This is a genomic window from Pantoea sp. MT58 (assembly GCF_014495885.1).
GTDB lineage: Bacteria > Pseudomonadota > Gammaproteobacteria > Enterobacterales > Enterobacteriaceae > Pantoea > Pantoea eucalypti.
Map to the genome: position 1 here is coordinate 3,832,431 of NZ_CP061083.1, position 22,620 is coordinate 3,855,050.

The 22,620-nt window shown below is 54.6% G+C and carries 14 protein-coding genes, 1 tRNA gene, 2 rRNA genes and 1 riboswitch; of the genes, 6 read left to right on the plus strand and 11 right to left on the minus strand.

Features of this window, described 5'->3' with window-relative positions; all coding sequences use genetic code 11:
* Positions 1 to 43: 43 nt before the first annotated feature.
* From IAI47_RS18025 to IAI47_RS18035, 3 genes are all read right to left on the minus strand, one after another.
* Positions 44 to 2,951 (minus strand): 23S ribosomal RNA (locus IAI47_RS18025).
* 212 nt (positions 2,952 to 3,163) lie between these two features.
* Positions 3,164 to 3,239, minus strand: a tRNA-Glu gene (locus IAI47_RS18030).
* A gap of 86 nt (positions 3,240 to 3,325) precedes the next feature.
* A 16S ribosomal RNA gene (locus IAI47_RS18035) occupies positions 3,326 to 4,868 on the minus strand.
* Together the 16S and 23S rRNA genes with 1 tRNA gene alongside form the textbook arrangement of a ribosomal RNA operon.
* A gap of 632 nt (positions 4,869 to 5,500) precedes the next feature.
* Between IAI47_RS18035 and purH the strand changes: the two genes are divergently transcribed.
* Positions 5,501 to 7,090 (plus strand): bifunctional phosphoribosylaminoimidazolecarboxamide formyltransferase/IMP cyclohydrolase, encoded by a 1,590-nt coding sequence (purH, locus tag IAI47_RS18040; protein WP_008927150.1) that lies wholly within the window; start codon positions 5,501 to 5,503, stop codon positions 7,088 to 7,090.
* Positions 7,091 to 7,109: 19 nt separating this feature from the next.
* The gene (gene purD, locus IAI47_RS18045) at positions 7,110 to 8,390 is read left to right on the plus strand and encodes a phosphoribosylamine--glycine ligase (protein ID WP_008927149.1); all 1,281 of its coding nucleotides are present in this window, start codon (positions 7,110 to 7,112) and stop codon (positions 8,388 to 8,390) included.
* 32 nt (positions 8,391 to 8,422) lie between these two features.
* On the opposite strand, the gene IAI47_RS18050 is transcribed toward purD, so the two are convergent.
* The 6 genes from IAI47_RS18050 to nudC all read right to left on the minus strand — a co-directional run bounded on the left by IAI47_RS18050 (position 8,423) and on the right by nudC (position 12,819).
* Complete coding sequence (locus IAI47_RS18050; RefSeq protein ID WP_003850138.1) at positions 8,423 to 9,085, minus strand: DUF1481 domain-containing protein; 663 nt, start codon at positions 9,083 to 9,085, stop codon at positions 8,423 to 8,425.
* A 69-nt stretch (positions 9,086 to 9,154) separates the two neighbouring features.
* On the minus strand, positions 9,155 to 9,427 hold the full coding sequence (hupA, locus tag IAI47_RS18055; RefSeq protein WP_003850136.1) for a nucleoid-associated protein HU-alpha: 273 nt from the start codon (positions 9,425 to 9,427) through the stop codon (positions 9,155 to 9,157).
* A gap of 188 nt (positions 9,428 to 9,615) precedes the next feature.
* Positions 9,616 to 10,206 (minus strand): YjaG family protein, encoded by a 591-nt coding sequence (locus IAI47_RS18060; protein WP_003850135.1) that lies wholly within the window; start codon positions 10,204 to 10,206, stop codon positions 9,616 to 9,618.
* A 63-nt stretch (positions 10,207 to 10,269) separates the two neighbouring features.
* Positions 10,270 to 10,938 carry a deoxyribonuclease V gene (gene nfi, locus IAI47_RS18065; protein ID WP_003850133.1) on the minus strand — a complete coding sequence of 223 codons (669 nt, stop codon included), beginning with the start codon at positions 10,936 to 10,938 and terminating at the stop codon, positions 10,270 to 10,272.
* Positions 10,939 to 10,940: 2 nt separating this feature from the next.
* Positions 10,941 to 12,008 (minus strand): uroporphyrinogen decarboxylase, encoded by a 1,068-nt coding sequence (gene hemE / locus IAI47_RS18070; RefSeq protein ID WP_008927148.1) that lies wholly within the window; start codon positions 12,006 to 12,008, stop codon positions 10,941 to 10,943.
* A 40-nt stretch (positions 12,009 to 12,048) separates the two neighbouring features.
* Complete coding sequence (nudC, locus tag IAI47_RS18075; protein WP_003850129.1) at positions 12,049 to 12,819, minus strand: NAD(+) diphosphatase; 771 nt, start codon at positions 12,817 to 12,819, stop codon at positions 12,049 to 12,051.
* Between the two features lie 89 nt (positions 12,820 to 12,908).
* On the opposite strand from nudC, the gene IAI47_RS18080 reads away from it, so the two are divergent.
* The 3 genes from IAI47_RS18080 to thiE all read left to right on the plus strand — a co-directional run bounded on the left by IAI47_RS18080 (position 12,909) and on the right by thiE (position 16,308).
* Positions 12,909 to 13,415 carry an Rsd/AlgQ family anti-sigma factor gene (locus tag IAI47_RS18080; RefSeq protein WP_003850126.1) on the plus strand — a complete coding sequence of 169 codons (507 nt, stop codon included), beginning with the start codon at positions 12,909 to 12,911 and terminating at the stop codon, positions 13,413 to 13,415.
* Between the two features lie 153 nt (positions 13,416 to 13,568).
* Positions 13,569 to 13,669, plus strand: a riboswitch (TPP riboswitch).
* A gap of 87 nt (positions 13,670 to 13,756) precedes the next feature.
* Positions 13,757 to 15,679 (plus strand): phosphomethylpyrimidine synthase ThiC, encoded by a 1,923-nt coding sequence (gene thiC, locus IAI47_RS18085; protein ID WP_008927147.1) that lies wholly within the window; start codon positions 13,757 to 13,759, stop codon positions 15,677 to 15,679.
* A 2-nt stretch (positions 15,680 to 15,681) separates the two neighbouring features.
* On the plus strand, positions 15,682 to 16,308 hold the full coding sequence (thiE, locus tag IAI47_RS18090) for a thiamine phosphate synthase (RefSeq protein ID WP_008927146.1): 627 nt from the start codon (positions 15,682 to 15,684) through the stop codon (positions 16,306 to 16,308).
* Positions 16,309 to 16,501: 193 nt separating this feature from the next.
* On the opposite strand, the gene IAI47_RS18095 is transcribed toward thiE, so the two are convergent.
* Positions 16,502 to 17,956, minus strand: coding sequence for a PLP-dependent aminotransferase family protein (locus tag IAI47_RS18095; RefSeq protein ID WP_008927145.1), 1,455 nt, complete (start codon positions 17,954 to 17,956; stop codon positions 16,502 to 16,504).
* Between the two features lie 174 nt (positions 17,957 to 18,130).
* Between IAI47_RS18095 and IAI47_RS18100 the strand changes: the two genes are divergently transcribed.
* On the plus strand, positions 18,131 to 18,313 hold the full coding sequence (locus IAI47_RS18100) for a DUF1127 domain-containing protein (protein ID WP_033743647.1): 183 nt from the start codon (positions 18,131 to 18,133) through the stop codon (positions 18,311 to 18,313).
* A gap of 54 nt (positions 18,314 to 18,367) precedes the next feature.
* On the opposite strand, the gene rpoC is transcribed toward IAI47_RS18100, so the two are convergent.
* Positions 18,368 to 22,591: a DNA-directed RNA polymerase subunit beta' gene (gene rpoC / locus IAI47_RS18105; protein WP_003850116.1), complete on the minus strand. Its 4,224-nt coding sequence runs from the start codon at positions 22,589 to 22,591 to the stop codon at positions 18,368 to 18,370.
* Positions 22,592 to 22,620 lie beyond the last annotated feature (29 nt).

The following is a 22,620-nucleotide window of genomic DNA, read 5'->3' on the forward strand; positions in this document are numbered from 1 at the left end:
ACAGGCTGAAAATCGTGTCTCTCAAAAACGCCTCTGGCGTTGTAAGGTTAAGCCTCACGGGTCATTAGTACCGGTTAGCTCAACGCATCGCTGCGCTTACACACCCGGCCTATCAACGTCGTAGTCTTCAACGTCCCTTCAGGACTCTCAAGGAGTCAGGGAGAACTCATCTCGGGGCAAGTTTCGTGCTTAGATGCTTTCAGCACTTATCTTTTCCGCACTTAGCTACCGGGCAATGCCATTGGCATGACAACCCGAACACCAGTGGTGCGTTCACTCCGGTCCTCTCGTACTAGGAGCAACCCCCCTCAATTCTCCAGCGCCCACGGCAGATAGGGACCGAACTGTCTCACGACGTTCTAAACCCAGCTCGCGTACCACTTTAAACGGCGAACAGCCGTACCCTTGGGACCTACTTCAGCCCCAGGATGTGATGAGCCGACATCGAGGTGCCAAACACCGCCGTCGATATGAACTCTTGGGCGGTATCAGCCTGTTATCCCCGGAGTACCTTTTATCCGTTGAGCGATGGCCCTTCCATTCAGAACCACCGGATCACTATGACCTGCTTTCGCACCTGCTCGAGCCGTCACTCTCGCAGTCAAGCCAGCTTATGCCATTGCACTAACCTCACGATGTCCGACCGTGATTAGCTGACCTTCGTGCTCCTCCGTTACTCTTTAGGAGGAGACCGCCCCAGTCAAACTACCCACCAGACACTGTCCGCAGCCCGGATCACGGGCCTACGTTAGAACATCAAACATTAAAGGGTGGTATTTCAAGGTTGGCTCCACGCGAACTGGCGTCCGCGCTTCAAAGCCTCCCACCTATCCTACACATCAAGGCTCAATGTTCAGTGTCAAGCTGTAGTAAAGGTTCACGGGGTCTTTCCGTCTTGCCGCGGGTACACTGCATCTTCACAGCGAGTTCAATTTCACTGAGTCTCGGGTGGAGACAGCCTGGCCATCATTACGCCATTCGTGCAGGTCGGAACTTACCCGACAAGGAATTTCGCTACCTTAGGACCGTTATAGTTACGGCCGCCGTTTACCGGGGCTTCGATCAAGAGCTTCTCCTTGCGGATAACCCCATCAATTAACCTTCCGGCACCGGGCAGGCGTCACACCGTATACGTCCACTTTCGTGTTTGCACAGTGCTGTGTTTTTAATAAACAGTTGCAGCCAGCTGGTATCTTCGACTGGCTTCGGCTCGGGGAGTAAATCCCTCCACCTACGCGCCAGCGTGCCTTCTCCCGAAGTTACGGCACCATTTTGCCTAGTTCCTTCACCCGAGTTCTCTCAAGCGCCTTGGTATTCTCTACCTGACCACCTGTGTCGGTTTGGGGTACGATTCTGTGTTACCTGATGCTTAGAGGCTTTTCCTGGAAGCTGGGCATTTATCACTTCAGCACCGTAGTGCCTCGTCGTCACGCCTCAGCGTTGATAAGGGACCGGATTTACCTGGACCCTCCGCCTACACGCTTAAACCGGGACAACCGTCGCCCGGCTGATATAGCCTTCTCCGTCCCCCCTTCGCAGTAACACCGAGTACAGGAATATTAACCTGTTTCCCATCGACTACGCCTTTCGGCCTCGCCTTAGGGGTCGACTCACCCTGCTCCGATTAACGTTGAACAGGAACCCTTGGTCTTCCGGCGAGCGGGCTTTTCACCCGCTTTATCGTTACTTATGTCAGCATTCGCACTTCTGATACCTCCAGCATGCCTCACAGCACACCTTCGACGGCTTACAGAACGCTCCCCTACCCAACAACACATAGTGTCGCTGCCGCAGCTTCGGTGCATGGTTTAGCCCCGTTACATCTTCCGCGCAGGCCGACTCGACCAGTGAGCTATTACGCTTTCTTTAAATGATGGCTGCTTCTAAGCCAACATCCTGGCTGTCTGTGCCTTCCCACATCGTTTCCCACTTAACCATGACTTTGGGACCTTAGCTGGCGGTCTGGGTTGTTTCCCTCTTCACGACGGACGTTAGCACCCGCCGTGTGTCTCCCGTGATAACATTCCTCGGTATTCGCAGTTTGCATCGGGTTGGTAAGCCGGGATGGCCCCCTAGCCGAAACAGTGCTCTACCCCCGAGGATGAGTTCACGAGGCGCTACCTAAATAGCTTTCGGGGAGAACCAGCTATCTCCCGGTTTGATTGGCCTTTCACCCCCAGCCACAGGTCATCCGCTAATTTTTCAACATTAGTCGGTTCGGTCCTCCAGTTAGTGTTACCCAACCTTCAACCTGCCCATGGCTAGATCACCGGGTTTCGGGTCTATACCCTGCAACTTAACGCCCAGTTAAGACTCGGTTTCCCTGCGGCTCCCCTATACGGTTAACCTTGCTACAGAATATAAGTCGCTGACCCATTATACAAAAGGTACGCAGTCACCCCCATAAAGAAGGCTCCCACTGCTTGTACGTACACGGTTTCAGGTTCTGTTTCACTCCCCTCGCCGGGGTTCTTTTCGCCTTTCCCTCACGGTACTGGTTCACTATCGGTCAGTCAGGAGTATTTAGCCTTGGAGGATGGTCCCCCCATATTCAGACAGGATACCACGTGTCCCGCCTTACTCATCGAGCTCACAGCACATGTGCTTTTGTGTACGGGAGTATCACCCTGTACCCTGCGACTTTCCAGACGCTTCCACTAACACACATGCTGATTCAGGCTCTGGGCTGCTCCCCGTTCGCTCGCCGCTACTGGGGGAATCTCGGTTGATTTCTTTTCCTCGGGGTACTTAGATGTTTCAGTTCCCCCGGTTCGCCTTGCAGCACTATGTATTCATGCTGCAATGATGCACAGAGTGCACCGGGTTTCCCCATTCGGACATCGACGGCTGTAGCGGTTCATATCACCTTACCGTCGCTTTACGCAGATTAGCACGTCCTTCATCGCCTCTGACTGCCTGGGCATCCACCGTGTACGCTTAGTCGCTTAACCTCACAACCCACAGGCGTTTTACAACGCTGCGAGCTGCAAGCATTTGAGAGACTCGAACGTGTCGCGCTTTTCATTCTTATTACGGAGAATGAAAACGACACGTCGTTTCAATTTTCAGCTTGTTCCGGATTGTTAAAGAGCAATATCTTAAACATGACTCGTAAGTCATCTTTAAGATATGTGGGCAACATCTTTCACCTGTCACCAAGCTTTGGCGTCCCCTAGGGGATTCGAACCCCTGTTACCGCCGTGAAAGGGCGGTGTCCTGGGCCTCTAGACGAAGGGGACAATTAAGTCTGTCTTCGAAAGACACTTTGCTCGTTATTTTCTATCAGACAATCTGTGTGGACACTGCGCGGGAAGGTATCTTCAGGTAAGGAGGTGATCCAACCGCAGGTTCCCCTACGGTTACCTTGTTACGACTTCACCCCAGTCATGAATCACAAAGTGGTAAGCGCCCTCCCGAAGGTTAAGCTACCTACTTCTTTTGCAACCCACTCCCATGGTGTGACGGGCGGTGTGTACAAGGCCCGGGAACGTATTCACCGTGGCATTCTGATCCACGATTACTAGCGATTCCGACTTCACGGAGTCGAGTTGCAGACTCCGATCCGGACTACGACGCACTTTGTGAGGTCCGCTTGCTCTCGCGAGGTCGCTTCTCTTTGTATGCGCCATTGTAGCACGTGTGTAGCCCTACTCGTAAGGGCCATGATGACTTGACGTCATCCCCACCTTCCTCCGGTTTATCACCGGCAGTCTCCTTTGAGTTCCCGCCATCACGCGCTGGCAACAAAGGATAAGGGTTGCGCTCGTTGCGGGACTTAACCCAACATTTCACAACACGAGCTGACGACAGCCATGCAGCACCTGTCTCACGGTTCCCGAAGGCACTAAGGCATCTCTGCCGAATTCCGTGGATGTCAAGAGTAGGTAAGGTTCTTCGCGTTGCATCGAATTAAACCACATGCTCCACCGCTTGTGCGGGCCCCCGTCAATTCATTTGAGTTTTAACCTTGCGGCCGTACTCCCCAGGCGGTCGACTTAACGCGTTAGCTCCGGAAGCCACTCCTCAAGGGAACAACCTCCAAGTCGACATCGTTTACGGCGTGGACTACCAGGGTATCTAATCCTGTTTGCTCCCCACGCTTTCGCACCTGAGCGTCAGTCTTTGTCCAGGGGGCCGCCTTCGCCACCGGTATTCCTCCAGATCTCTACGCATTTCACCGCTACACCTGGAATTCTACCCCCCTCTACAAGACTCAAGCCTGCCAGTTTCAAATGCAGTTCCCAGGTTAAGCCCGGGGATTTCACATCTGACTTAACAGACCGCCTGCGTGCGCTTTACGCCCAGTAATTCCGATTAACGCTTGCACCCTCCGTATTACCGCGGCTGCTGGCACGGAGTTAGCCGGTGCTTCTTCTGCGGGTAACGTCAATCGGTAAGGTTATTAACCTCACCGCCTTCCTCCCCGCTGAAAGTACTTTACAACCCGAAGGCCTTCTTCATACACGCGGCATGGCTGCATCAGGCTTGCGCCCATTGTGCAATATTCCCCACTGCTGCCTCCCGTAGGAGTCTGGACCGTGTCTCAGTTCCAGTGTGGCTGGTCATCCTCTCAGACCAGCTAGGGATCGTCGCCTAGGTGGGCCATTACCCCGCCTACTAGCTAATCCCATCTGGGTTCATCCGATAGTGAGAGGCCCGAAGGTCCCCCTCTTTGGTCTTGCGACGTTATGCGGTATTAGCCACCGTTTCCAGTGGTTATCCCCCTCTATCGGGCAGATCCCCAGACATTACTCACCCGTCCGCCACTCGTCACCCAAGGAGCAAGCTCCTCTGTGCTACCGTCCGACTTGCATGTGTTAGGCCTGCCGCCAGCGTTCAATCTGAGCCATGATCAAACTCTTCAATTTAAGTTTGATTTGCTTAAACAAGTTAAGCGGTGCTCATCTGTAAAACGTCATAATGAATTTCATTATGTGTTCACTCGTGAGGCTTTGATATTTTGTTGCGTCCTAAGACGCTGATATCAATCCTGCGAGTGCCCACACAGATTGTCTGATAAATTGTTAAAGAGCAGTGCGAACAGTGCGTTAGCGTCCTGTCGCGAGGTGGCGTATATTACGCTTTCCTCCTGCAGAGTCAACCTCTATTTCAGAAGTTTTTCTCCGGCGGCGCAGTCTCCTGTGCCTCTCAACCCGCTTCCCGTTGCCGGTGTTCCGTGTTGATGGATGCGCATTATAGGGAGTTGTCGGAGAGTCGCAACCCATAAATTGCATAAAAGAGAGCGTTCGCTGCATTCCACAGCAAAAGCCGCTGTTATACGCAGTTACACACAATGTTATCCACACAGAGCGGGCTATATGAATTTAGGCGAGCATCGCGCAAACGTTTTCGCTACAATGCCGGGCAATATTCCGGACACCCCTTTTCGGGGCGTTACCTGAGGTTTTTGATCTTTTCTTCCTATATAGAAGAGAAAACCGCTATGAAGCCTGACGTAACGCTCTTATATACGCGAAACAAAGCCAAGGGATAAACCACCATGCAACAACCTCGTCCTGTACGCCGCGCATTGCTCAGTGTCTCTGACAAAGCCGGTATCCTCGAATTTGCTCAGGCGCTCTCAAGTCGCGGTGTCGAGCTGCTCTCCACAGGTGGAACAGCTCGCCTTCTGGCGGATGCGGGTCTGGCTGTCACTGAAGTCTCTGACTACACCGGCTTCCCGGAAATGATGGATGGACGCGTCAAAACCCTGCATCCGAAAGTGCATGGCGGCATTTTAGGTCGTCGCGGCCAGGATGATGCCATCATGGCGCAGCACGATATCAGCCCAATCGACATGGTGGTCGTTAACCTCTATCCCTTTGCACAGACTGTCGCCCGTGAAGGATGTTCACTGGAAGATGCAGTGGAAAATATCGACATCGGTGGCCCGACCATGGTGCGCTCTGCTGCAAAGAACCATAAAGATGTCGCCATTGTGGTCAGCAGCGGCGACTACGATGCCATCATTGCTGAAATGGACGCTCATGAGAACGCACTGACGCTTGAGACCCGTTTCGATCTGGCAATCAAAGCCTTCGAACACACCGCCGCTTATGACAGCATGATCGCTAACTACTTCGGCACCCTGGTGCCCGCCTATCACGGTGAACGCAATCAGCCCGCTGGCCGTTTCCCGCGTACCCTGAATCTGAACTTCATTAAGAAGCAGGACATGCGTTACGGCGAAAACAGCCATCAGGATGCAGCCTTCTATATAGAAGAGAATATCAGTGAAGCCTCAGTGGCCACTGCGCAGCAGGTTCAGGGCAAGGCACTCTCCTATAACAATATTGCTGACACCGATGCTGCACTCGAGTGTGTCAAAGAGTTCAGTGAACCCGCCTGCGTCATCGTCAAGCATGCAAACCCTTGTGGTGTCGCAACCGGTGATGATCTGCTGGCAGCCTATGAGCGGGCTTATCAGACCGACCCAACTTCCGCGTTCGGCGGCATCATCGCCTTTAACCGCGAGCTGGATGAAGCGACGGCTCAGGCGATTATCAGCCGCCAGTTTGTTGAGGTGATCATCGCACCCGCCGTTTCCGAAGCCGCGCTGAAAATTACCGCGGCTAAACAGAATGTCCGTGTGCTGATCTGTGGTCAGTGGCAAAACCGTACTGCCGCACTGGATTTCAAACGCGTCAATGGTGGCCTGCTGGTCCAGGATCGCGATCTCGGTATGGTGGATGCCAGCCAGTTGCGCGTGGTCAGCAAACGCCAGCCAACCGAACAGGAGCTGCGTGATGCGCTGTTCTGCTGGAAAGTGGCGAAGTTTGTTAAGTCCAATGCCATTGTTTATGCGCGCGACAACATGACAATTGGTATAGGTGCCGGGCAGATGAGCCGCGTCTACTCCGCTAAAATTGCAGGTATCAAAGCAGCCGATGAAGGTCTGGAAGTCAAAGGATCCGCCATGGCGTCAGATGCTTTCTTCCCGTTCCGTGATGGAATTGATGCTGCAGCGGCGTCCGGCGTGAGCTGTGTTATCCAGCCTGGCGGCTCCATCCGTGATGAAGAAGTGATTGCGGCGGCTGATGAGCACGGCATTGCCATGATCTTCACCGACATGCGCCACTTCCGCCATTAATTGTTCTGGAGAGTAACAGATGAAAATTTTAGTAATCGGTAATGGCGGACGTGAACATGCTCTGGCCTGGAAAGCGGCTCAGTCGCCGTTAGCGGAAACGGTGTTTGTCGCGCCGGGTAACGCGGGCACCGCATTAGAGCCTGCGCTTCAGAATATTGCGATCAGTGCGACAGATGTTCCCGCCCTGCTGGAATTTGCCCAGCGCGAAAAGATCGATCTGACGATTGTCGGACCTGAAGCGCCGCTGGTGATCGGCGTGGTCGATGCGTTCCGTAAGGCAGGCCTCGCTATCTTCGGTCCGACTCAGGCCGCTGCACAGCTGGAAGGTTCTAAAGCCTTCACCAAAGATTTCCTGGCGCGTCACCAGATCCCCAGCGCGGCGTACCAGAACTTTACCGACGTTGAGCCTGCTCTGGCGTATCTGCGTGAGAAAGGCGCGCCAATCGTTATCAAAGCCGACGGTCTGGCCGCAGGTAAAGGCGTGATAGTCGCGATGACGCTGCAGGAAGCTGAAGATGCGGTTCAGGATATGCTGGCCGGTAACGCCTTTGGTGATGCCGGACACCGCATTGTGATTGAAGAGTTTCTGGAGGGCGAAGAAGCCAGCTTCATCGTGATGGTGGACGGCGAGCATGTGCTGCCCATGGCCACCAGCCAGGATCACAAGCGTGTGGGTGATGGCGACACCGGTCCCAACACGGGCGGCATGGGTGCCTACTCCCCGGCGCCGGTGGTTACCGATGAGATCCACCAGCGCGTGATGGATCAGGTGATCTGGCCGACCGTGCGTGGCATGGCCGCTGAAGGCAACGTCTACACCGGTTTTCTTTATGCGGGCCTGATGATCGATCATACCGGACAGCCGAAAGTGATCGAATTCAACTGCCGCTTTGGCGATCCGGAGACGCAGCCGATCATGCTGCGCCTGCAGTCGGATCTGGTCGATCTTTGCCTGGCTGCCTGTGACGGTAAGCTGGATCAGAAAACGTCACAATGGGATCCACGACCTGCGCTGGGTGTGGTGCTGGCAGCTGGCGGTTATCCGGGTGATTATGCGCAGGGCGACCAGATTCATGGCCTGCCACTGGAGGAAGTGGCTGACGGTAAGGTATTCCATGCCGGAACACGTCTGGAAGAAGATCGGGTGCTGACCAACGGTGGCCGCGTGCTGTGTGTCACCGCGCTGGGCGACGACGTAGCAGCCGCACAAAAGCGGGCTTACGAGCTGACAAAGCCGATCTCATGGCAGGGTAGCTTCTGTCGCCGCGATATTGGCTACCGCGCCATTAATCGTAAATAAGCACAGGGGGCACAGCGTGCCCCCTTTTCACTTCACATATCGTCTTCTGTCGGCTGCTGTGAGCAGTCATCCTGCTGACTGACCCGCAACAACTGTAGCCCTTCCGGCGCTTCAAGCCACGACACCATGAGCGGTGCCGATGCGCTCTGCTGCTGCTGTATCAGCAACTGCCGATCGTCAGCGTCAAAAGCGGGTCTGACCTGCTGGCCTTCACACGTCTCCAGTCGATCGCTTCCCAGCCAGTGTCCCTGCTTCAGAAACACCCTGCCGCTTAAAAGCGCATCGCTGAGGTTACGCATCCGCTCCGCATCAAACTTATAGAGCTCAATGGCATCCGGGCTGACCGCCTCACGCCGCCCTGCAAGCTGGCGCTGCATGAAGTTGAGACCACCCGCCTGATCAAAGCGCAGGGTCACATCGTCAGGCTGTTTGCCCTTTACCTGGCGCTGAATGCTGATCAACGACCCTTCCAGCCAGACGTAATCTGTCACTTCACCTTCACCGCCACTGAAGGGTGTATAGAGGGTGCGAATATGGACCGACTGATGATCGCTATTTTTGCGCCAGATACGGACAACACCACGATCGGCAAGATAGCCACTGGCAGAAAAAGGAGGAATATCCGGAGTTGAGCTGCAACCGAAAAGAATCAGGGAGAGAAACAGAATACAAAAACGCTGAAACAGCGGGGTCATGATGGCTTGCCTCTTAAACAAAAGGGGCGAAACGCCCCCTGTTTTAAAGCTTAACCGCAGTGCGACGTCTTACTTAACGGCGTCTTTCAGCGCTTTACCAGACACGAATGCCGGTACATTTGCTGCAGCGATTTTGATCTCTTTGCCAGTCTGCGGGTTACGACCGGTACGCTCAGCGCGGTGGTTCACTTTAAAAGTACCAAAACCAACCAGTTGTACAGCATCACCATCTTTCAGAGACTCAGTGATCGCAGCCAGAGTAGATTCCAGCGCTGCCTTTGCCTGGGTTTTAGACAGGTCAGCTTTTTCTGCGATCACATCAATCAGTTGAGTCTTGTTCATAAGTTATCCTTAAAGTGTATTTATCGCTTGCTAAGCAACGAGTGCGAGGGAAAAGCCATATTCTGGCACTCTTCTGCCTGCACGCACCGATAGCCACAATTTTCAGCCCCCCAAATGTAGACCAGACAGGGGGCCAATGTGAAGCCTCCAGGCGCGCTAATTCGGGCCTGAAGTCACGTTTTATCGCCTTACTGCTGGAAATTTATACCGATGTTGCTAATTCCAGCTTCACGCAGATCAGATCGCAGACCTTTAATCAATTCAAGGTCGCGCTCTTCACACTCCGCCAGCAGGCGGAAAATCTCCCACTGAAGGTCCCACTCATCGATGATAGCCGGGTTTTCACGCAGCTCGTCATCGGTCATTTCGCGCCCAGCCTGGGTCATCTCCAGCATAGCGACAGTGGTAATTGACGTCTCGCTGACTTCAATTGCATGTTCAAGCGTTTCACCGCTCAGCTGCGCATGCACGACTTCGCTTAGTGCCACACAGGCATCAATAGCCGGGTAAACGCCGTAAACGTCAAACGCATCGCCATCCGGAATGGCAGCTTCGAGCTTTTCCAGCTGGCTGTCGAAGTTAATCTTCGCATCTTTGACCGTCAGGTTTTCCCAGATCAGATCAAGAATGCGGCGATATAGCGCCGGATCGGCAAATTCAGTCTGCTCGCAGAACGCCCGATAGTTGGGATACATGCGCTCGCACAGGCAGGCCATAAACGTAAGGTGCTGCCAGCTTTCCAGCTTCGCCAGACGCAGATGAACGGGATTTTGTAACATAAAGGTGGCTCTTATTCGTTTCGCTGGCCGCAGTGTAACTGCAAAACCGCAGCACAAACAGTGTTAAAGCGCGTTTTGCCAGCGCTGGAAAGCGGTTCTGTTCGAGGCAACCGCATCGGCCCAGCGGGTCGGTTCCGGCAACCGGTAACCGCGCGTACAGTTTTCGACCCACTGCAGCGCAGTATTCAGGCTGACGCGATGACCCGTGGCGACAAACAACGGATTACAACGCAGCTTGCTGCGCCATACCCAGCCAATTTGCTCACCTTTGTCGATCAGCGGCTGCCGGCTGCCGGGCTGCGCGTCCAGATCGTCAAAACGACCGCACAAACGGCTTTTCGCAACGCCAATCGTCGGCACATCCACCAGCAGGCCAAAATGCGATGCGACGCCCAGTCGTCTTGGATGCGAAATACCGTGCCCATCCACAAACAGCAGGTCCGGCTTTTGTTCCAGCATCTGCCAGGCGGCCATCAGTGCCGGATACTCGCGGAATGAGAGAAAGCCCGGAATGTAGGGCATGGTGGTCTCAACGCGCGCGATACGATGCTCCACCAGCGTTAGCGAGGGATACTCCAGTATCACCATCGCCGCCCGCGTTACGGTGCCTTCCTGCTCAAATCCAACGTCCGCCCCGCCGATAAAACGGGGCGGCAGCACATCAAAGTCATCCTCACGCACTACCTCAGCGGCGCGTTGTAACTGCTCAGCGCGGAGTGCGGCAATGTCCATAATTACTCCTGATGCCAGGGACGTGATAAACGATGCACCGCTTCAACAAAGACACCCGCATTTTCAGGTGGTACATCCTGATGAATGCCGTGACCCAGATTGAAGACATGCCCGGTACCCGAGCCAAAACGTTCCAGGATGCCGGCCACTTCCTGTTCAATACGCTCCGGTGCCGCATAGAGCATTGAAGGATCCATGTTGCCCTGTAGCGCAACTTTGTCGCCCACGCGACGGCGGGCGTCGTCAATATCGGTGGTCCAGTCGAGACCCAGCGCATCACAACCGGTGGCTGCCATCGCTTCCAGCCACTGCCCGCCGCCTTTGGTGAAGAGCGTCACCGGCACGCGGCGACCGTCATTTTCACGCAGCAGGCCATCAACAATTTTATGCATGTAGTGAAGTGAGAACTCGCGATAATCACGACCGGTCAGCACGCCGCCCCAGGTATCAAACACCATGACAGACTGCGCACCGGCGCGGATCTGAGCATTGAGGTAGAGGATGACGCTGTCGGCCAGCTTATCCAGCATCGCGTGCAGCGTAGCCGGATCGGCATACATCATCTTTTTGATTTTGGTAAACGCCTTGCTGCTGCCACCTTCCACCATGTAGGTGGCCAGCGTCCATGGACTGCCTGAGAAGCCAATCAGCGGCAGATCGCCGTTCAGGTTCTTACGGATGGTGCGGACCGCATTCATCACGTAGCCCAGTTCCATTTCTGGATCGGGTACCGGTAAACGCTCAACGTCAGCGCGACAGGTCACAGGGTTAGAGAAACGCGGGCCTTCGCCGGTTTCAAAGTAGAGACCCAGTCCCATCGCATCAGGAATGGTCAGGATGTCACTGAAGAGGATAGCGGCATCCAGCGGATAACGGCGCAGCGGCTGCAGGGTGACTTCGCAGGCCAGCTCGGCGTTTTTGCATAGCGACATAAAGTCACCCGCCTGGGCGCGTGTCGCTTTGTACTCCGGCAAATAGCGACCGGCTTGTCGCATCATCCATACCGGCGTGACATCAACTGGCTGGCGTAACAGGGCACGCAAATAACGATCGTTCTTCAGTTCACTCATCTCAACACTCTCTCAATAACAGGCGTGTAGTGTAGCACTTTCACGCTTCGGCGCGGCACAGGGCGACAGTATCTTCAATCAGACGACGCGCCACGGTGCCGGGAGGTGGCAGCAACGGCAGGTCATCAAAACGGAACCAGGCCGCATCCAGCAGTTCTTTGCCGTCGTGTTGCAGATCGCCGCTGTCATACTCTGCCATAAATGCTGTCATCAGCGATTGCGGGAAGGGCCACGGCTGGGAGGTCACGTAACGGACATTTTTGACGCGGATATTGCTCTCTTCCATCACTTCACGGGCCACGGCCTGCTCCAGTGTCTCACCGACTTCGACAAACCCCGCCAGCACGGTATAGACCTTATTGCGATGGCGGGCATGGTTCGCCAGCAGGATTTCATCGCCGCGACGGATCGCCACAATGATGCAGGGTGCAATCTGCGGATAGTAACGCTCGCGGCAATGGCTGCAGAGACAGGCAAATTCATGTTTGCTGTGATGCATTTCATGGCCGCAATAGCCGCACCAGCGATGAGAACGGTAGAATTCCGCCAGCTGAACACCGCGACCCACCAGCTGAAACAGCGCTGCATCCTGATCGATTAGCTGACGGACTGAGAACATATCGGCAGAACGCGGTTCACAAATCAGCCAGACTTTTTCGCCCTGCCACTCACCGATGGTCCGGGCCTTACTGCCAGTTAAACCAAATTTTTCGGCGTTTCCGTGGGGTAAATCACCTTGTGGCAACCAAATTTTCTGTTCATGGCTGACAATCCACCATCCAGCGTCTACGCTTGAGATTTCGCATTGCATTTATTTCGTCATCCTTAGCGTCAAATCGCACGCTGAAGCCCTGATGTTAAGTGTGTAGATAAACAACTATAACTCACATGGAGTTAGATATGCTTAACCAGTTAGACGTCCTGGCTGAACGCGTAGGTGGCAGTAATGAACTGGTCGATTCGTGGCTTGAAGCCCGTCGTCAGCTACTGGTGACCTATTATCACCTGGTGGGTCTTAAACCTAATAAAGAGGCGCTGACGCGTCTGGATGAACAGGCGCTCGACAACTTCTGTCATGGCCTGGTCGATTATCTTTCTGCGGGTCACTTCAGTATCTATGAGCGTGTGATCAGTGAAATGAGTGGCGACAGCCCGATGATCGCTGCCGCGCAGATTTATCCCCCGCTGGAGGCCAATACGGAACGTCTGATGCAGCTCTATGACGGCCACCTTCAGCAGGCGATTGATGACGAAAACTGCATGACCTTCCAGCAGGCGTTGTCCGAAGTGGGCGAAGTGCTGGAAGCCCGGTTTACACTTGAAGATAAGCTGATTCAGCTGGCATGGGACAACAAGCTCGTCCCCCCGCCAGTGGCGAATGACAGCCAAATCGCCCGCCCGGCCTGATTATCGCCGTCGGGAAAGGGGTTGAGATTATCTTCCAGCCCTTTTATGCTAAACAGGTTCTGCGGAGCGCTTTCCAATGAACCTTTTTTATTTGTGCTTTGAAATTTAAGCTTTTTACGCCGGAGTCTGTTACAGGACGCCAGTGCAAAAAGTAGCTTCTTGTCGGAGTGCCCAGTTGGGCTGAGACCGTTAATTCGGGATCCGCGGAACCTGATCAGGTTAGAACCTGCGAAGGGAACAAGAGTAAATATTCTCTGTATGTCAGCACGCTTACGCTGTCTATACGGTTACTCCTTCCGAACTCCGGACAAGCATCGTTCCCTCTTAACAGGAAGATTGCTATGTCTGACCCAAAAATGACCCGTCGTGAACAGCGTGCCCAGGCGCAGGAATTTATCGATTCTCTGCAAAGCGGCAGTGCCTTTCCCCAGTCCCGTCGCATCTGGATTACCGGCAGCCGGGAGGATATTCGCGTACCCATGCGTGAAATTACCCTGAGCCCGACCCACACTGGCGGTAGCAAAGAACAGCCTCTCTATGAGCAAAATGAAGCGGTGCCGGTCTATGACACGGCAGGCGCTTATGGTGATCCCGCGGCAGAGATTGATGTGCATCGTGGCCTGGAAAAGCTACGCGCGCGCTGGATTACTGAACGCGGCGACAGCGAACTTCTTGAACAGAACAGCTCAGGCTATACCCAACAGCGACTGGCTGACGAGGGGCTGGATCATCTGCGCTTCGATCACCTTCCGACACCGCGCCATGCCCGTGCCGGGCGCCGCGTCACGCAGCTGCACTATGCCCGCCAGGGGATCATCACCCCGGAGATGGAGTTTATCGCTCTGCGCGAAAACATGGGGCGCGAGCGAATCCGCAGTGAGGTGCTGCTGCAACAGCATCCGGGTCACAGCTTTGGTGCGCATCTGCCCGCCCGCATCACCCCCGAGTTTGTGCGTCAGGAAGTTGCTGCCGGACGCGCTATCATCCCGGCGAATATCAATCACCCTGAATCAGAGCCCATGATCATAGGCCGCAACTTTCTGGTTAAGGTTAACGCCAACATCGGTAATTCGGCGGTGACCTCTTCCATTGAAGAAGAAGTGGAAAAGCTGGTCTGGTCAACTCGCTGGGGTGCCGATACGGTGATGGATCTCTCTACCGGTCGTTATATTCATGAAACGCGCGAATGGATTTTGCGCAACAGCCCGGTGCCTATTGGTACGGTGCCGATCTATCAGGCGCTGGAAAAAGTGAATGGCGTGGCGGAGGCGCTGAACTGGGAAATATTCCGGGACACGCTGCTTGAACAGGCGGAACAGGGCGTCGATTACTTCACTATCCACGCGGGCGTGCTACTGCGTTATGTCCCGATGACGGCGAAACGTCTGACCGGCATCGTCTCGCGGGGCGGATCGATCATGGCGAAGTGGTGCCTGTCCCATCATCAGGAGAGTTTCCTCTATCAGCACTTCCGTGAGATCTGTGAAATCTGTGCGGCGTACGATGTCTCCCTGTCGCTGGGCGATGGCCTGCGTCCGGGTTCGATTCAGGATGCCAACGATGAAGCGCAGTTTGCCGAACTGCGTACCCTGGGTGAACTGACCCGTATTGCCTGGGAATATGATGTTCAGGTAATGATTGAAGGTCCGGGCCACGTGCCGATGCATATGATCCGCCGCAACATGACGGAACAGCTCGAGCTGTGCGATGAAGCCCCCTTCTACACCCTCGGTCCGCTGACCACCGATATCGCGCCCGGCTATGACCATTTCACCTCGGGTATCGGTGCCGCCATGATTGGCTGGTTTGGTTGTGCGATGCTGTGTTATGTCACACCTAAAGAGCATCTGGGTCTGCCCAACAAAGAGGATGTGAAACAGGGATTGATCACCTACAAAATCGCGGCGCATGCCGCCGATCTGGCCAAAGGCCACCCCGCTGCGCAGATCCGTGATAACGCCATGTCCAAAGCGCGCTTTGAATTCCGCTGGGAAGATCAATTCAATCTGGCGCTGGATCCCCACACGGCGCGTGCTATGCATGACGAAACCCTGCCGCAGGAGTCAGGAAAGGTGGCTCATTTCTGCTCGATGTGTGGCCCTAAATTCTGCTCAATGAAAATTTCTCAGGAGGTGCGCGAGTTTGCAGCACGCCAGGATGCGCGTGCCGAGCCGGTTGAAGTGGGCATGGCGCAGATGTCAGACCGTTTTCGCAGCCACGGCGGTGAGCTTTATCACCCTGCCGATGCCATTAAGGAGGAGTAACGATGCCCGCATTCCCTGCTACCGCCCCGCGCCTGGGGCTTTATCCGGTGGTTGATAGCCCCGAGTGGATTGAACGCCTGCTGGAGATGGGCGTTAGCACGCTGCAGCTGCGCATTAAGGATCAGCCCGATGCGATCGCTGAGCCCGCTATTGCCCATGCGATTGCACTGGGAAAACGCTATGACGCACGCCTGTTTATCAATGACTACTGGCAGCTGGCAATTAAACATCAGGCTTATGGCATACATCTGGGGCAGGAGGATATGGATGTGGCCGATCTTGCCCGCATTCATCAGGCCGGATTGCGTCTGGGGCTCTCCACCCATGACGACGCGGAGCTGGATCGCGCGCTGGCAATCCAGCCCTCTTACATCGCACTTGGGCATATTTTCCCGACGCAGACTAAAGAGATGCCTTCTGCGCCGCAGGGCATTGAGCAGCTGAAGCGACATCTGGCACGCCTGACGCATATTCCCACTGTGGCGATTGGCGGTATCTCGATTGCGCGAGCACCTGAGGTACTGGCTACCGGCGTTGGAAGTATTGCGGTAGTGAGTGCGATTACTCAGGCAGATGACTGGCGTGAAGCAACCCGGACACTGATGGCGCTGGCAGAACCTGGCCATTAAGGATTTGTGGAAGCTGTGCCACATAGCCGCTGCAAAACAGGTAATGCCCGCATTCTTCCGGGAAAGCAGCGCGCAAACGTGAGGGTTGCCGCTGGCGTGCTGTGAGCCAAAACCTTAACGTGGCATCCGTCAGGTTAAGGTTAACTGACCAGGGCCGGTTCCCTCCTCTTGCCGGCCCTGCTTCTTCTTTCCTCTATACGATAGCAGAGGCTGAAGTCTGCGGCTCATGCTGGCACGAGAGCATAGCGCGTTCGACGGCCGCACCCACCCGCGCCAGCGCCTGTTCAGTTTGCTCGTTTATTGGCAGCCCGTAGTTTAAGCGCAGGCAGTTGCGATATTTGCCCGAGGCCGAAAAGAGTGAGCCTGCGGCAATCTGAATTTTTGACTCGCGCAGTTCCCGGTTAAGCAGGACCGCATCAAATGCTTCCGGGAGTTCAATCCACATCAGAAAACCGCCCTGAGGGCGGGAAACGCAGATGCCGCAGGGAAAGTAGTGGCGCACCCAGCAGCTAAAGGTTTCATAGTTACGATGATAGATTTGCCGCATCCGCCGTAGATGCAGCTGATAATGGCCCTGGCGGATAAACTCCGCAACCGCATGCTGAGGCTGCGTGGCGGTGGAGCCTGTGACGATATATTTCATGTGCAGCACGCGGTCGCGATAGCGTCCTGGTGCAACCCAGCCGACACGTAAACCGGGCGCCAGCGTTTTAGAAAAAGAGCTGCACAGCAGAACCCGGCCATCGAGATCCAGCGCTTTAATAGTAGGTGGGCGCGGGTATTCCCAGGCTAACTCACCATAAACATCATCTTCGATTACCGCCGCATCAAACCGCTGCGCCAGCGCCAGCAATGCCCGCTTACGCTGTTCAGGCATGATGAATCCCAGAGGATTATTGCAGTTCGGCACAACAACGACTGCTTTAATCGGCCATTGATCAAAGGCCAGTTCCAGCGCTTCCAGACTGATGCCGGTGACCGCATCTGTTGGGATCTCAATGGCACGAATGCCAAAGCCGCGCAGGGTTTGCATGATGCCGTGAAACGACGGTGACTCAACGGCAATGATATCGCCCGGCTCGCAGACAGCCCGAACGGAGACCGATAACGCCTCATGGCAGCCGGTGGTAATAACAATGTCATCGGCGGTGAGCTGGCAGCCGCTGTCTATTGCCAGCCGTGCAACCTGTTGTCGCAGCGCGAGAACACCATAGAGGTTGTCATAATTCAGCAGCGCCATGTCCTGCTTCTGCGCCTGACGGCTGAATGCTTTCCACAGCGGCTTAAGCGTCGGCTGAGTCAGATCCGGCATACCGCTGCCCAGCTGCAACACATCATCCTCCAGTCGGCTGTTAATCAGCTCCAGTACCGCATCCCACTGCGTCACCTCAACCGGCCGCTGTGCAGGACGGGTCAGCGCAGGCATCGGGGGTGTCGCTTTGCGCGAGGCGACAAAATAGCCGGAGCGAGACTGCGGCGTGATCATCTGCTTCTCTTCCAGCAGATGATAAGCCTGCTGTACGGTGCTGATACTGACGCCATGTTCGGCACTCAGACTGCGTACCGAAGGCAGGCGCTCACCACTGCGATATAAACCCTGTTCAATGCGCTGAGCCAGCAGTGTGGCCAGATGTTCATATCGCGTCATTGTATTTCCTCTGTCTCAGATGATGAGCATTAACCAGTACAGTTATGCTTCTTTTTTACCATTCAGATCACGACAACCGCAATCTGTATGTTAAAAAAAGGTGATTTTTGCGTCTGTATCATACAGAGCGATGCGATGAAAATGGTCCTCAGATACTTCACTGAGGGCACTATCATGGGATACGACGAGAATCGCGCAGCTAAACCCTTTACAGGCACACCTTACCAGCTGGTTCGTTTCATGTGGCGTAGTTATAAACGCTGGCAACTACGGCGTGAAACCCGCGTCATCCTGTCGAAACTGAGTGACAGTCAGTTGAAAGACATTGGTCTCAGGCGCAACGACTGGAATGCCTGAATGACAGACAAAAAAAACCCTGCCGAGGCAGGGTTTTTATCAGGCAAAGAACGATTAATCGTTTTTGTTGCCGCCGAGACCGGCGTTCAACAGTTCAGCCAGGCTGGCTGAGGCTTCATCCGCAGTAACCTGCGGTGCAACCGGCACTTCACCTGCCGCTTTACGGCGCATACGATCCTGATGGTACGCATAACCGGTACCGGCCGGAATCAGACGACCCACGATGACGTTCTCTTTCAGGCCGCGCAGTTCGTCGCGCTTGCCTGCAACTGCTGCTTCGGTCAGGACACGTGTCGTCTCCTGGAACGATGCTGCAGAGATGAACGATTCGGTAGCCAGTGACGCTTTGGTAATACCCAACAGGTCACGCATGAAGGTTGCGCCAACTTTTCCGTTCGCTTCCAGATCACGGTTAGAGATCTTGATGCGAGAGAATTCAGCCTGCTCACCTTCCAGGAAGTCTGCACTTCCTGCGCTCACGATGGTTGCTTTACGCAGCATCTGACGAACGATGACTTCGATGTGCTTATCGTTAATCTTAACGCCCTGCAGACGGTAAACTTCCTGCACTTCGTTAGTGATGTAACGGGTCACCGCATGCACGCCACGCAAGCGCAGGATGTCATGTGGAGACTCTGGGCCATCGGAAACCACGTCACCGCGCTCAACACGTTCACCTTCGAACACGTTCAGCTGACGCCATTTCGGAATCATCTCTTCGTACGGCTCGCTACCATCCAGCGGGGTAATGACCAGACGACGCTTACCTTTGGTCTCTTTACCGAAGGAGATGATGCCGCTGATCTCCGCCAGAATCGCGGGCTCTTTCGGACGACGCGCTTCGAACAGGTCAGCAACGCGTGGCAGACCACCGGTGATATCTTTGGTACCGCCAGATTCCTGCGGAACACGCGCTAACGTGTCACCGGCACTGATCTTAACGCCATCTTCCAGCTGAACAATCGCTTTACCTGGCAGGAAGTACTGAGCCGGCATATCGGTGCCCGGGATCAGAACGTCGTTGCCGTTGGCATCAACAATTTTCAGCGCAGGACGCAGATCTTTACCGCCCGCAGTACGTTCAGCACTGTCCAGAACCACCAGCGAAGAGAGACCGGTTAAGTCATCTGTCTGACGGGTAATGGTCTGGCCATCAACCATGTCAGTGAAGCGAATGAAACCGCCCACTTCGGTGATGACTGGCATGGTATGCGGATCCCAGTTTGCAACGGTTTCACCCGCGGCAACCTGCTCACCATCACCTTTCGCCATGGTAGAACCATAAGGAACTTTATAGCTCTCTTTGGTACGACCAAATTCGTCGATCATTTTCAGTTCAACGTTACGCGAGGTGATCACCAGCTTGCCTGCCGAGTTCGTTACGGACTTGGCGTTGGTCAGCTTGATGGTACCTTTGTTCTTCACCTGAATGCTGGATTCAGCAGCCGCACGTGATGCCGCACCACCGATGTGGAACGTACGCATCGTCAGCTGTGTACCTGGCTCACCGATGGACTGTGCTGCGATAACACCGATCGCTTCACCTTTGTTGATGATGTGACCACGTGCCAGGTCGCGACCGTAGCAATGCGCACACACACCAAAGTCGGTTTCACAACCTACAACAGAGCGGACTTTCAGGCTATCAACTGAGTTCAGCTCCAGCACGTCACACCAGTGCTCATCGAGCAGCGTGTTGCGTGGGACCAGAATGTCAGCAGTGCCCGGCTTCAGAACGTCTTCTGCCGTCACACGACCCAGTACACGTTCACGCAGTGGCTCTTTAACGTCGCCACCTTCGATCACTGGCGTCATCATGATGCCTTCGTGTGTACCACAGTCATCTTCGGTAACAACCAGATCCTGTGCAACGTCAACCAGACGACGCGTCAGATAACCGGAGTTCGCCGTTTTCAGTGCGGTATCCGCCAGACCTTTACGTGCACCGTGGGTTGAGATGAAGTACTGAAGTACGTTCAAACCCTCACGGAAGTTCGCCGTGATTGGTGTTTCGATGATGGAACCATCTGGTTTCGCCATCAGACCACGCATACCGGCCAGCTGACGAATCTGTGCAGCAGAACCACGCGCACCGGAGTCGGCCATCATAAAGATGCTGTTAAAGGAAACCTGTCGCTCTTCTGCACCGTCGCGGTTAATCACAACTTCGGTAGAGAGGTTTTCCATCATCGCCTTGGCAACACGTTCGTTGGCTGCTGCCCAGATATCGATGACTTTGTTGTAACGTTCGCCTGCGGTTACCAGACCAGACTGGAACTGTTCCTGAATTTCAGCCACTTCCGCTTCCGCTTCGGTGATGATTTCCACTTTCTTCTCTGGAATAACCATATCATCGATACCGACTGACGCGCCTGAACGGGCAGCGTAAGCGAAACCGGTGTACATGGTCTGGTCAGCAAAGATAACCGTCGGCTTCAGACCCAGAATGCGGTAACAGGTGTTAAGCATTTTGGAGATAGCTTTTTTGCCCAGCGCCTGGTTAACGATAGAGAACGGCAGACCTTTCGGCACGATCATCCACAGGATGGCACGGCCAATCGTTGTATCGATGATGCTGGTTTTAGCAACCCACTCATCCTGCTCGTTTTTCTCGTGTTCAGTGATACGCACTTTAACGCGAGCATGCAGAGAGGCCAGGCCAGCGCGATAAACACGCTCAGCTTCTTTCGGGCCAGTCAGCACCATGCCTTCGCCTTTAGCGTTAACACAGTCACGGGTCATGTAATACAGACCCAGTACAACATCCTGAGAAGGAACGATGATTGGCTCGCCGTTCGCAGGTGACAGGATGTTGTTAGTCGACATCATCAGCGCACGCGCTTCCAGCTGGGCTTCCAGCGTCAGCGGTACGTGAACAGCCATCTGGTCACCATCGAAGTCGGCGTTATAGGCCGCACAAACCAGCGGGTGCAGCTGGATTGCTTTACCTTCGATCAGAACCGGTTCAAAGGCCTGAATACCCAGACGGTGCAGCGTAGGCGCACGGTTCAGAAGAACCGGGTGCTCACGGATCACTTCGTCGAGGATATCCCAGACAACCGCTTCTTCGCGCTCAACCATTTTCTTCGCGGCTTTGATGGTGGTGGCCAGGCCACGCAGTTCCAGCTTGCCGTAAATGAACGGTTTGAACAGTTCGAGTGCCATTTTCTTAGGCAGACCGCACTGATGCAGACGCAGGTATGGACCAACGGTGATAACCGAACGACCAGAATAGTCGACACGTTTACCCAGCAGGTTCTGACGGAAACGACCCTGCTTACCTTTGATCATGTCAGCCAGCGATTTCAGCGGACGCTTGTTGGAACCGGTGATCGCACGACCGCGACGACCGTTGTCCAGCAGTGCATCGACCGCTTCCTGCAACATACGCTTTTCGTTGCGTACGATGATATCTGGCGCAGCCAGATCCAGCAGGCGCTTCAGACGGTTGTTACGGTTGATCACGCGACGATAAAGATCGTTCAGATCCGACGTTGCGAAACGGCCACCATCCAGCGGTACCAGCGGACGCAGATCCGGTGGCAGAACAGGCAGCACGGTCAGGATCATCCACTCTGGCTTGTTACCAGACTGTACGAACGCTTCCAGCAGCTTGATACGCTTGGTCAGCTTTTTACGTTTGGTTTCGGAGTTGGTTTCGTTCAGCTCTTCACGCAGCTGCTCGCACTCCTGCTCCAGATCCATGTTTTTCAACAGGGCCTGGATCGCTTCGGCGCCCATTTTGGCGTCGAACTCGTCACCGAACTCTTCCAGAGCGTCAAGGTACTGCTCTTCAGTCAGGATCTGACGCTTCTCGAGGTTGGTCATGCCACCTTCGATTACCACGTAAGATTCAAAGTAGAGCACGCGCTCGATGTCACGCAGTGGCATATCCAGCAGTAAGCCGATACGCGATGGCAGTGACTTCAGGAACCAGATGTGCGCTGTCGGCGACGCCAGTTCGATGTGGCCCATACGCTCACGGCGTACTTTAGTCTGGGTCACTTCAACGCCGCACTTCTCACAAATCACACCACGGTGTTTCAGGCGCTTATACTTGCCGCACAGGCACTCATAGTCTTTTACCGGCCCGAAGATACGGGCACAGAACAGACCATCGCGCTCTGGCTTAAAAGTACGGTAGTTAATGGTTTCTGGCTTTTTCACTTCACCAAAAGACCAGGAACGGATCATGTCTGGCGAAGCCAGCGCAATTTTGATCGCATCAAACTCTTCGGTCTTAGTTTGCGCTTTCAGAAACTTAAGTAAGTCTTTCACGGATTAGCTCCCGTCGGAGTGAGACTCAG